This window comes from Petrotoga sp. Shatin.DS.tank11.9.2.9.3, from assembly GCF_003665005.1.
In the GTDB taxonomy this organism is placed as follows: Bacteria; Thermotogota; Thermotogae; order Petrotogales; family Petrotogaceae; genus Petrotoga; species Petrotoga mobilis.
Genome location: NZ_JGVT01000004.1, coordinates 175,305 through 187,189, shown reverse-complemented (window position 1 = coordinate 187,189; position 11,885 = coordinate 175,305). Strand labels below are relative to the sequence as shown.

General features: G+C 35.8%; 9 protein-coding genes and 1 pseudogene. 4 read left to right on the top strand and 6 right to left on the bottom strand.

The features are described 5' to 3' along the window. The 4 genes and pseudogenes from BZ25_RS04985 to BZ25_RS04970 form a co-directional block, all read right to left on the bottom strand. Window positions 1-666: pseudogene (locus BZ25_RS04985) on the bottom strand (IS1634 family transposase); the annotation flags it as partial. 305 nt (window positions 667-971) lie between these two features. After that, window positions 972-1,988, bottom strand: a complete 1,017-nt coding sequence (locus BZ25_RS04980) for a 6-phosphofructokinase (protein WP_012208818.1) — start codon at window positions 1,986-1,988, stop codon at window positions 972-974. Between the two features lie 320 nt (window positions 1,989-2,308). After that, a complete protein-coding gene (locus BZ25_RS04975) occupies window positions 2,309-4,291 on the bottom strand; it encodes a sodium-translocating pyrophosphatase (RefSeq protein WP_121515009.1) in 1,983 nt (660 codons plus the stop codon). Window positions 4,292-4,369: 78 nt separating this feature from the next. Then, on the bottom strand, window positions 4,370-7,033 hold the full coding sequence (locus BZ25_RS04970; RefSeq protein ID WP_121515008.1) for a calcium-transporting P-type ATPase, PMR1-type: 2,664 nt from the start codon (window positions 7,031-7,033) through the stop codon (window positions 4,370-4,372). Window positions 7,034-7,374: 341 nt separating this feature from the next. Between BZ25_RS04970 and BZ25_RS04965 the strand changes: the two genes are divergently transcribed. Genes BZ25_RS04965 through BZ25_RS04950 form a run of 4 tightly spaced genes read left to right on the top strand, consistent with a single transcriptional unit; the run spans window position 7,375 to window position 10,262 of the window. Further along, window positions 7,375-7,776, top strand: a complete 402-nt coding sequence (locus BZ25_RS04965) for a Fur family transcriptional regulator (RefSeq protein ID WP_012208815.1) — start codon at window positions 7,375-7,377, stop codon at window positions 7,774-7,776. Window positions 7,777-7,824: 48 nt separating this feature from the next. Continuing rightward, window positions 7,825-8,712 carry a metal ABC transporter substrate-binding protein gene (locus tag BZ25_RS04960; protein ID WP_121515007.1) on the top strand — a complete coding sequence of 296 codons (888 nt, stop codon included), beginning with the start codon at window positions 7,825-7,827 and terminating at the stop codon, window positions 8,710-8,712. Further along, window positions 8,702-9,451 (top strand): metal ABC transporter ATP-binding protein, encoded by a 750-nt coding sequence (locus BZ25_RS04955; protein WP_121515006.1) that lies wholly within the window; start codon window positions 8,702-8,704, stop codon window positions 9,449-9,451. Before BZ25_RS04960 ends, BZ25_RS04955 begins: the two co-directional genes overlap by 11 nt. After that, window positions 9,444-10,262: a metal ABC transporter permease gene (locus tag BZ25_RS04950; RefSeq protein WP_121515005.1), complete on the top strand. Its 819-nt coding sequence runs from the start codon at window positions 9,444-9,446 to the stop codon at window positions 10,260-10,262. Before BZ25_RS04955 ends, BZ25_RS04950 begins: the two co-directional genes overlap by 8 nt. Window positions 10,263-10,376: 114 nt before the next feature. Here the strand turns inward: BZ25_RS04950 and BZ25_RS04945 are convergent, their stop codons facing one another. Both BZ25_RS04945 and BZ25_RS04940 read right to left on the bottom strand, forming a co-directional pair. Next, the gene (locus BZ25_RS04945) at window positions 10,377-10,568 is read right to left on the bottom strand and encodes a uracil-DNA glycosylase (RefSeq protein WP_121515004.1); all 192 of its coding nucleotides are present in this window, start codon (window positions 10,566-10,568) and stop codon (window positions 10,377-10,379) included. 197 nt (window positions 10,569-10,765) lie between these two features. Beyond that, entirely contained in the window at window positions 10,766-11,884 is a 1,119-nt protein-coding gene (locus BZ25_RS04940) for a DUF5655 domain-containing protein (RefSeq protein WP_158584860.1), read from the bottom strand. Window position 11,885: the final 1 nt, after the last annotated feature.

The window sequence follows — 11,885 nt, the reverse complement described above, 5'->3', positions numbered from 1 at the left end:
AACTACCTGTGATTCGTTGAACTTCTTATCTTTAGAATACCCCATCTGCATTAACTCGTTCGTTTGTTGTGTCTCAAAGGCTAACGTCGTTACATCGTAAAACACTAAGTCTACTACAGAATTGAATAAACTTATCCTTTGACTGTACAGATGTTTCTCTAACTCTTCCTTCTTTTGCGCTAACACATCTAGCGTCCTGTACAGCCATTGTAAGGCTATCCCTTCTTCATCTGTCTCTGCCTCATCTATTCTTTTGAACCCGTAATAATCTAGATCGTTGAATATTCCCAACTTACTTTTAGGTTCTATTATTCTGTTCATAACCATTATTTTCAACAAATCTTCCACATCGAACCTTATCTTTTTATCCATCTTTTCAAAGAACTTATCCATCTCATACCTTTCAAACAACTTATCTGCTATTACCTTTATCCCATAATTCTTCTTATCGGGTGCTTCTTCAACACTATTCAAATTCACATAACCTTTTATATCATATATCTGTACGAGTTTATCGACAATATTTTCCACTTCTTTTCTACTGATAGTATCAATTCTACCCAAATTAGCGATTATCTTTTGTTTATTCTTACCGTTTTCACGGTAACTTTCTACTATTCTTAAGTATTCTTTCCCTTGATTGTTTTTTACCGTTCTAACATACATCCAAATCATCTCCCGACTTCATAATGTCTTTAATATTATACCACAGAAATATTATGAAGTCAAGAGAATAATATAATTAAAATAGAAAAAAGTGTCACTACATCAAAAAATTTTTTTCAAAAAAATAGGTGTTTTATCCCCTCAAACCCGCTTTCTTCCGTTTGGTTTACTGAAAAATCGTCTCTCAACTGTCAAACTCAGGAAAAACTTTATAAAATATGATCAAAAAGTCAAGCAAGTTTATTATTTGTGGATTTTAATAATGCGTTTAAAAATAGCGGTGCAAAAAGCACCGCTAAATATTTTTAGAAGAAAAGTCTACCCATTTCGTATAATTCTCTACTTATCTCTTTGTTCTTCAAAATTTCGTGGGTAAATGGTTTTTCCACAACATCAAAACCATCCAAACCTAAAGCCACATTAGATTTTCCTTTTTTAACAGCGTCTATAGCCGAAACACCGAATTTGAAAGCCAGGTATCTATCAAAAGACGAAGGTGTTCCTCCTCTTTGTAAATAATCTAAATCAACGGTTCTACATTCAACATTTTGCAGATTAGCTTTTATGTACTCTGTGATTAATTCTGCTGGTTTCATGTATTGACGAACCTTTGGATCGCCTATTATATTTTGAACTTCTTCGGGGAGTTTGACTTTTTCTTCTACTACAACTATGGAAAATCTTCTACCTGCAGAATATCTCCTTTTAATATTTTCAATCATATCTTTAGGGTCTAACTTGAACTCTGGTACTATTATATAATCAGCACCACCTGCCATACCACCAATTGTTGCTAACCATCCTGCTTCGTCTCCTCCGGTTTCTACAACTATTACCCTATGACCTGCACTCGCAGTTGAATGAAGTTTATCTAATGCATCGGTGACGATCTGTAATGCCGTTAGAAAACCAACGCTAAGATCCGTCCAGTATAAGTCATTATCAACGGTAGCAGGTATTATTATCGAAGGTATACCTTCATTTGCCAATTTTAAGGCGATATTTGCTCCGGTATGGCCTGTTAACAATATAAGACTAGTTATCTGATATCTCTCAAAGTTATTTTTCAACTTTTTCAAATCGTTTGGATTAACAGTAGGATCGTATTTTGACGAACCCAAAATTATGCCACCTTCAGGTAATTTACCTGAGACATGTTCTTTAGCTAAGATTGTTAATTTATCTTCCACGAGACCTAGAAAACCGTCGTAAACGCCGACAACTTCGATATCCTCTTCGGCGCCTTTAACGATGAGTGCCCGGATTACGGCATTTAATCCTGGACAATCTCCACCTACATTTAAAACAGCGACTCTTTTCATTATATACACCTCCACATTTTAATTTGATTATACTAACTTTAGGAACTCTAAAACCTTTATAGATAGCGCCCCTTCGCCCCGCTCCCCACCCATAAGGAAAGATGGTATTCATTCCCTTTGTCCGCATTCCACCCTTTTAAGGAAGGGACCTGCGGTCCCTAACCCAGCAGGTGGGAGGGCTCCGCCCTGTAACCCTTTTAAAATCAAAGTCTTATTTTTGAAAATAGTTATATCTCAAAAACCTTGTGTTTGCGCCCCTTTGCCCCGCAGCCCACCCGTAAAGAGGATGGTATTCACACCAACCACTTTAACCAAGAGTTTCACTCAAAAATTCTAATTAAGACGGGAATAATCACTATAGAAACTATGGACATAAGTTTTATTAAAATATTTATCGAAGGTCCTGCTGTATCTTTTAAAGGATCCCCCACAGTATCTCCTACAACAGAAGCCTTGTGAGCCAAAGACCCTTTTCCACCATATTTTCCTGTTTCTATTAACTTCTTAGCGTTATCCCAGGCACCTCCAGAGTTAGCCATGAATATCGCTAACATAACGCCTGAGCCTGTTGTTCCAGCTAACATTCCAGCAACAGCTTGCTTGCCTAACAAGAGATAAATAATTATTGGAGCTATTACAGCGATTAAAGAAGGAAGTATCATATATTTCAAAGCACCATCGGTAGCGATCTTTACACACTTACCGTAGTCTGGATCAGCTTTTCCTTCCATTAATCCAACAATTTCTTTAAATTGCCTTCTTACTTCTTCAACCATAAGATTTGCAGCGTTACCAACCGCTTTCATTACCAAAGAGGAAAACAGAAATGGAAGCATGGCACCGATTAACATTGCTGTGAACACATTTGCATCATTCAAATCAACTACTGAAATATTTGTTACTTGCAAATAAGAAGCGAACAAAGCCAATGCCGTTAATGCAGCAGATCCTATAGCAAAACCTTTTCCCATCGCGGCGGTTGTATTTCCAACAGCATCCAACTTGTCCGTTCTTTCTCGAACGTATGGTTCTAAATGAGCCATTTCAGCAATTCCACCTGCATTATCAGCGATAGGGCCGTAAGCATCGATTGATAAACTCATACCCAGTGTTGAAAGCATTCCAACGGCCGCAATAGCTATTCCAAAAAGACCATAAACGTAGAATGAAATTACAATAGCTGCTCCTATTAGAAGAATAGGGATAAGCGTTGATTCCATCCCTAGCGCAAGACCATTGATAATCAATGGAGCCGAACCTGATGGAGCGCTTTTAGCTAGCTCTATTACAGGTTTTTTTGCAGTGTAGTATTCAGTGGAAACCCCTATAAGAATTCCAACTACCATACCTAAAATAACAATTAAACCGCCAGAAAAATCTCCGAATACAATATTAGATAAGAAAAAGACAACTATCGATTGAAGAAATGCCGTCATATATGTACCAAAGTGTAAGACCTTTTCAGGCTCAACTTCCTTTGCTTTTTTGATGTAGTAATTAACAAAAATAATACCAAAAATTGATAATATCAAACCTGATGAAGCAACAAAAAACGGGAAAAGTGCTCCCTTAGCAGAAAAAACGATACTTCCTAAGACTGAGGCAGAAAAAATAGAACCAACGTAGGATTCATACAGATCAGCTCCCATACCTGCAACATCTCCCACATTATCTCCGACGTTGTCAGCGATAACTGCCGGATTTCTTGGATCATCTTCTGGAATATTTGCTTCAACCTTACCGACTAGATCAGCTCCTACATCGGCGGCTTTTGTGAAAATGCCTCCTCCCACTCTTGCAAAGAGTGCCACAAAAGATGCTCCCATAGCGTAACCACTCATTAGTTCAGTATTTCCTTTGCCAAGAAAAAATATACCTCCCAATCCCATTAATCCTAAAGAAGTAACAATCATACCCATAACCGCTCCACCATTAAAAGACACAGCCAATGCGTCTTTTAAATTGTTTATCGCTGCATTGGTTGTTCTGGCATTGGCTCTGGTGGCTATTGACATCCCTAGAAAACCTGATAAAACAGAAAATACTGATCCTAAAATAAAAGACAAAGCCATTTGATAAGAACTTACAAGCCACAGAAAAGCTGCGAATAAAAATATAACAACAAAAAGGATCCTATATTCAGAGAATAAAAAAGAGCGAGCTCCCACTTGAATAATTTTTGAAAGTTTCTGCATTTTTTCATTCCCAGGGGATTTTTCTAAAATATTGAACACCAAAAAAACGGTAAAAATTAATCCGATAAACCCAGATATAACCGATATGATTTGAGAAATAGCACCCATACTTTTCCTCCTTTGATAATTTAATTAATTATACCATATGTTTTTGAGTGATAGATAAAAAAATACTGATGAGGTAGATTAAGATACCTTATGCCTAATAAATATCTTTACTATTTCATTAACTACCAAAGGAACTATAGATAGCAATACAACAATTGACCAGTCATAAAGTCTTAAATCGAAGACCCCAAACACATTTCTGAGAAATGGAACTGTTATGACAATTTCCTGAAGGAATATTCCAAATAGGATAGAGGCGATAAGGTACTTGTTTGTAAACCAACCAACTTGGAATATGGATTTGGTTGGATGTCTCATATTCAAAGAGTGTATTAGTTGAGATACACTTAACACTACAAACGCCATGGTTTGTGCGTGAGTTAACGCATCATCTGAAATATTCGCAGGAAATATTGGGAATAAATTAGTAGTACCTGTATAAACTCTTGCCCCAATCACAAAGGCGGTTAATGTTACTAGACCAATTAATGCACCGTTTAGTATTAAACTTACTCCTGTACCGCCTGCAAACAAACTGTGATTTGGATTACGTGGTTTTTCTTTCATAACATCTTTGTCCCCTGGCTCTACTCCAAGAGATAGCGCCGGGAAAGTGTCAGTTATTAAGTTAACCCATAGTATGTGTATAGGCTTTAACGGTGTAGCCCAACCAAATAATATGGCAAAGAACAACGTAATTATTTCACCAATATTACATGACAGCAGGAAGACGATGGACTTTTTAATATTATTGTATATATTTCTTCCTTCCTCAACAGCAGAAACTATAGTGCTAAAGTTATCATCTGTTAAGACCATGTCAGAAGCACCCTTTGCAACATCTGTACCTGTAATACCCATTGCAATCCCAATATCTGCAGCCTTTAATGAGGGAGCATCGTTTACCCCATCTCCAGTCATGGCAACGATGTTACCTTTGGCTTTAAGAGCTCGAACTATTTTTACCTTATGTTCAGGTGAGACTCTTGCAAATACTCTCAAGTTATCGATCTTACTAATTAACTCCTCCTCGGTAAGCTTATCTAGTTCAACTCCGGATATTACCTGTGAAGGATCATCAGTTATACCAAGTTCTTTTGCTATAGCAAAGGCAGTATTTTTATGATCACCTGTTATCATAATAGTCTTTATACCAGCCTGTTTGCATAAAAATATAGAATCCTTCACCTCGAGTCTTGGCGGGTCAATCATACCTATTAAGCCTATAAAGGTTAAGTCGGTTTCTAATTTATCAATATCTCCGTGAGGAGAATCTATTTTTTTGAAGGCTGCTCCTAAAACTCTAAGGGCATCCTGAGACATTGAATTTACTTTATCCATTATGTTATCTATAATTTCCTGTGTTAGTGGAACAATCTCACCATTGACAAATGCATTGTTACATATCTTAAGAAGATTATCCGGGGCTCCCTTAGTAAACACTAAATACTCATTATCATATTTATTTACAGTGGACATAAGCTTTCTATCCGAATCAAAGGGTACTTCATTTTCTCTTGGGTGTTGCTCTTCAAAAGCAGTTTTAAATATATTGAATTTAGCTCCCATCTCAAGTAAGGCTGTTTCAGTTGGATCACCAGTCTTTGATTCCTGCGAATAAGTAGCATCGTTACATAGTACCAAACTTTCCAAAAGGAGTTTATGAGCTGGATTATTAATATTAAGTGAGTCAACATCGCCAAAAGCATTGTCTGCGTAGAATTTTACCACAGTCATCTTATTTTGAGTTAAGGTACCCGTTTTATCAGAGCATATTATGTTTACAGAACCTAAAGTTTCAACCGCCGGAAGCTTTCTAATTATGGCGTGCTTTTTAACCATCCTTTGAACACCCATAGCAAGTACTATTGTAACTATTGCAGGAAGTCCTTCAGGAATTGCTGCTACTGCAAGACTTATTGCCGTAAAGAACATTTCAAATAAAGGTCTTCCTTGGATGATACCGACAAGGAACATAGCAATAGAAATTCCAAGAGCTGCAAAGCCAAGTATTTTACTAAGCTCTGCAAGTTTCTTTTGAAGTGGAGTCTGTTCTGTGTCAGTTTCTTCGAGCATCTTAGCAATTTTACCTATTTCTGTTTTCATACCAGTAGCTACTGCAACCCCAACACCTCTGCCATAAGTAGCAAAAGTTGACATGAAAGCCATATTCTTTTGGTCTCCAAGGGGAGTATCAAGCGTCTCTAAGATTAAATCAGCATTTTTATCAACAGGTACTGATTCACCTGTAAGGGCAGATTCGTCAATTTGAAGGTTGACAGTTTCGATAAGTCTTAAATCACACGGAATATATCTTCCTGCATCAATAATAACAATATCTCCGGGGACTACCTCTTCTGAAGGAATTTCGATAAGTTTTCCATCTCTTTTAACGATGGACTTAGGTGTAGAAAGCTTTTTTAAAGCCTCCAAAGCTTGTTCAGCTCTATACTCTTGAATAAGTCCGACTACTGCATTTATTAAGATAACAACAGCAATTATTATTGCGTCACTGAGTTCCCCCAATATTGCAGAGATCAAAGCTGCACCCAACAAAACATAGATCATTGCATCATTGAGTTGAGCAAAAAATAATTGTAGCAAGCTCCTGTTTTTTTGGGTAGCAAGCTTGTTTTCCCCATATCTGCTCAAACGTTCCTTTGCTTCTTGGGTTGAAAGTCCTTGAATAGTATTAACCTGAAGATCTTTGATAACTTCGTCTTTGCTTTTTGTAAACCACACAAACTTCACCTCTCTCAGATTATAAATAGAAAAAATTTATTTGATAAACAAAAAAAGACCTTTGCTCACTAATAAGAACAAAGGTCTTGCAATCTCTTTATGAGCTAACCGTCCGGGCTTGCGCCGTACTGACGAACAGTTAGAAGCGTAAAGCTTATGCTACTCCCCTTTTTTTGAATTATATCATAAGGTAATTAAAAAGACAATATAACAAAACTTGACATTTTAAAATTTTTGTTGTATAATGCTTATGCAAATCAGTTGCAAAAACAAATCGTTTGCATTTTATGCTATAAACAGTTTAACATCATCCATGTTTATCCCGAAGAGGTGAACTTTTCATGAGAAACACTAAAGCTCGCAGAGACATTTTAGGCGTGTTAGATGAGTACGATTATCCACTCAACGCCGAACAGATTTATGAAAAACTCAACGAAGATTATGATAAATCTACAATTTACAGAAACTTGAAAAATTACGAAGAAAACGGAGAGATTAAATCCATAGTTTTTTCCGACAAGATCAAATATTTTTTTAAGGGACAAGGGCATTTCCATTTCATATACTGTATAAAATGCAAGAAATTTGAAAGGTTCGATCTATGTTATTCCGAGCAGATGAGTAAGTATATAAAAGAAAGATTGGGCTTCAGAGTTTTGACTCATACGCTTTATTTTGAAGGAATATGTAAAGAATGTCAGAAGATTACAAAAGACAACCAATATGATAATTTCGATGAGTAGAAGGATTTTTGAAGTAATCAAAAATATGAAAAGTAGGTGAGAGAAGGTATGAAAAAAACGATTTTAACAACCATCGTTTTATTAGCTTCATTCTTAGTATTCGCTATAAACGTTTCAACGTCGATATTACCCTATTACTATGTAAGTAAAGAAATAATACAAGAAAAAGGTCAAGTGAACCTTGTTGTTCCTCCAGGCAAGAGTCCACATACATACTCGCCAACACCAAAGGAACTAGTGCCCTTGTACGAATCTGATATTTTAATTACAAACGGTTTAGCTTTAGAAATTTTTATCTCTAATCTAACCAAGAATCTGGAAAATCAGGGTGTGAAAATAATTGAAGTTTCCGATTTCATTCCACCTGAAAAACTTATAAGTATGAGCGGAATTGACGAAGATCATGAGCATGAAGATTTTGCATACAACCCGCACATTTGGTTAGATCCATATATTATGTATACTTACATCATTCCAGGTTTGGCAGAGGTTTTTGGAGAATTAGACCCTTTAAATAAAGATTACTACACTCAAAACGCTGAAAGATATATAAACAGATTGATTTTGCTTGATAAATACCTTGCTGAAAAAGCGAAGGTCATCGATGGTTCAATATTTACGCTTCATAACTCCTACGATTATCTCGCAAGAAGATACGATATAAAAATTGCTGGTGTAATTCAACTTTCTCCCGGGGTAGAACCAACTCCAAAGCAGTTAGTTGAATTAACGAACGTTGCTAAAGAGGAAAATGTTAAGGCTATTTTCAATGAACCTCAACTCAGTGATAAGGCTGTGAATGCTGTAGCTGAAAACTTGAATTTAAGTATAGGGGTTTTGGATCCTTTAGGAAGTGTTGAAAGAGTATTCGATTTAGAGTCTTTATACATATACAATTTGTTTGAAATTATACGGGTGGTGAATTATGGCTACTGATCCTTTAATATCCGTTAGAGATTTGAATTATTCAGCTGAAAACAACAATATACTGATCAATATATCTTTCGATATATATAAAGGAGACTTTGTAGGGATAATTGGACCTAACGGAGCTGGAAAATCAACCTTAATAAAAACTCTAATCGGGGAAATACAAGATTATACGGGAGAAATAAAGATAAATGGAAAAATAGGATATGTTCCACAATCCGAGGAAAGGGAAAGAGATTTTCCGATCAAAGTATATGAAGTCGCTTTAATGGGTTTGTACAATGAAGTTGGTCCATTTAAAAGGTTTAGAGAAAAACATTATGAAAAAGTAAGACAAACCCTCAGACTTTTACAAATTGATCATCTATACGACAGGTTAGTGGGGAAATTATCTGGAGGAGAGTACAGAAGGTTGATGGTGGCAAGGGCTTTGGTTTCCGATCCCGATATATTAATATTGGACGAACCTGAAGCAAATATCGATAAAGAGGGACAAAATATACTTTATGGAACTCTTAGAGATCTCAAACATAATAGCAATATGAGTATAATTTTAATTAGTCACGATTTGAACATGATTTTCAAAGAAACAAACAAAATTATGTGTATGAACAAAACACTGCATTGCCATAAAAACACCGCTGATCTCGATATCAATGATTTACGAACTTTGTACTCTAAAGACTTTGAACTATTTATTCACATCAATGAAAAGATGAAGGTGGTTAGCAATAAAGATGATTGATATTCTAAGTTACCCTTTTATGAGATACGCCTTAATTGGTGCCATTCTTTCAGGTTTTGGTAGCGCGTTGTTATCAAATTTCATAGTCCTAAAAAAGATGGAGTTTATTGGAAACGGAGCGGCCCATGTGGCGTTTGGTGCTATCGCCTTTGCTCTTTTCTTTGGATTAAATATGAACCTATTGTCTATAATAGTTGCCATTATATTTGCAATAACTATACATCAACTGGGCAAGAAAGAAAGAGTGCAAGAAAATAGCGTGATAGGTATGCTCTTATCGCTTTCTATGGCTATAGGTATAATTTTACTTTCATTCAAAAAAGGATATGTTCCCGAAATCGATAGTTTCCTATTTGGCGACGTATTAATGATAACTCAAGAAGATTTGATTTTATTGGGAATTTTTGACTTACTTATTCTTTTTATGGTTATTTTTTTAAACAAGGAGCTTAAATATTACTCGTTCAATCAAAGATTAAGTAAAATATTTGGGGTACCCGCAAACATAATAAACTTAGTGTTTTTAACGATCACATCTGTTACAATAGTTGTTTCCGTTAAAATAATAGGGATCATACTGATAACTTCTCTACTTATAACCCCTGGTGTTATAGCAAAGCTTTATGCAAAAAGTATAAACCAAATGCTAATAATATCTGTAATAGTTGGTGTATTTTCATCTGTTCTGGGTATTTTTTTATCATACTACTTAAACGTTCCATCAGGTCCAATGATAGTCCTGACACTGTTTCTAATATTTCTATTTGCATATCTTTTAAGAAAAACAGTTCTAAAGTCTTTTGCTCAATAGACCTTTTTAATTTTTTGCCCTAAGTCACATCTTGCTCTATAAAAAAATATTCTGCTCGTTTTAAAGAAACACTTGAGAGAGCAGAATATTTTTGTCTTTTAACTAGTTAATATCTTATTTTAAACGTTTATCAATTGTTCCATCAGGTAACATATTGTCCGGATGGTACTTACCTGTTTCTTCCATTTGGTAGCGTACGCAACTTTTATAGTCACCATGACAATAATTTTCTATCCACTTTTTATCTAATTTACCCTCATCATAATATCTCTTCATTGGACAAACTAAATACCATTTGCAAGTCATAATAATATTCTCCTCGTTTTTTGACTTTTTTATCCACACTTATGGAAGAGGGGCAAAAAAAGCTTCAACCCAATGTGCAGAGGAGCCATTTCTTTTGTTTTCTCAACAATATTCGTTCTGTAGGAGTCTTTATTACATATCCAAAGTCCCAACCGGTTTTCAAATAGGGATCTATCCGCTCCTCAATTATTTTGCCCTCATTTTGATTTGTTTTCTTCAAATGATTTTTGTATTAGGCTCTTGGCATTTTGAAATCTCTCGAGACTATCGATTGTTAACTCAACATCTCCGACTCCCAGGTGTCCGATATTTGAAACATCACGAACATATTTAGCTGGACTCTCTAAATCCGAATAATTCAACTTTAACCAAACACGAAGTCCACTTTTATGAATACGAGCACAACAAAAAATGTTATTACCATGTGTGTATTTTATATAGTGTTTAAGGGCTTCTCTTTGAACTATGTTTGGATCAAGTTCTCTACAAAATTTATCAAGTGTCTTAAATAATTCTACGACTTCTTGCGGTTTTTCATTTAAGTGGTGCTCTTCATTATACTCTTTTACTTTAGATTCTGATGAAGGAACTGGCTTTTTAGTATATTTATAAGTTGAAGGTATTTCTGTTTCCGATGGTTGGGACCAAAGCATCTTGAGGGCTTTCTTGATTTGAGCTGGTTTGATGGAGTCGTCCTCCAGGGTTGAGCGTATAAGCTTAATTAATGTGTTTGGGGGATCCGTAAAGAGTTTATCTAAAGCTTTTCTTATCTTTCCTGTTGTAAAGATTTGTTCACCAATCTCATCAAGCACACCTTTAGCCATTGAATCACGTGAGAAACGTGCAAATTGTTCTGCAACTTGCTGAATCGACATTCCTTCGGTTTCTTTTGGATCAAGAGAAATTTCAAAAAGTAGTTTTTTCGGAGCCTCTGTCTTTTCGGTACTATGGTAAACCTTATAGTTAATACCATTGGTAAGGATACACCATTCCACACCCGCATTGGCAGCGTAACCAACTACCTGAGTAATAGCTTTGACATCTGTAAGTGGATCATTTAAGGCTTTCGCTTCAATGAATAAGACAGGCCTGCGGTTTATTTTGGCAGCATAGTCAACAGACTTTCCATCAATAGTGGGATACTCAAGTTCCACTTCATCCGGATCTCTTATATCCCACCCGAGAGCTTCGAGTAATTGATCTACAAATATTGTTCGCGTTGGATATTCTTTAAGACCATGCTTTCGGTACCTATTCAGTTTCATACGAAGGTCTTCAACACATTTAATTACTGCATTTATTTTTATAGAATCCATT

Excerpts from the sequence above, each read along its gene's own strand:
- BZ25_RS04980 (WP_012208818.1), bottom strand. The coding sequence starts at position 1,988 with ATGAAAAGAGTCGCTGTTTTAAATGTAGGTGGAGATTGTCCAGGATTA.
- BZ25_RS04975 (WP_121515009.1), bottom strand. The coding sequence starts at position 4,291 with ATGGGTGCTATTTCTCAAATCATATCGGTTATATCTGGGTTTATCGGA.
- BZ25_RS04965 (WP_012208815.1), top strand. The coding sequence starts at position 7,375 with ATGAGAAACACTAAAGCTCGCAGAGACATTTTAGGCGTGTTAGATGAG.
- BZ25_RS04960 (WP_121515007.1), top strand. The coding sequence starts at position 7,825 with ATGAAAAAAACGATTTTAACAACCATCGTTTTATTAGCTTCATTCTTA.
- BZ25_RS04955 (WP_121515006.1), top strand. The coding sequence starts at position 8,702 with ATGGCTACTGATCCTTTAATATCCGTTAGAGATTTGAATTATTCAGCT.
- BZ25_RS04950 (WP_121515005.1), top strand. The coding sequence starts at position 9,444 with ATGATTGATATTCTAAGTTACCCTTTTATGAGATACGCCTTAATTGGT.
- BZ25_RS04945 (WP_121515004.1), bottom strand. The coding sequence starts at position 10,568 with ATGACTTGCAAATGGTATTTAGTTTGTCCAATGAAGAGATATTATGAT.
- BZ25_RS04940 (WP_158584860.1), bottom strand. The coding sequence starts at position 11,884 with ATGGATTCTATAAAAATAAATGCAGTAATTAAATGTGTTGAAGACCTT.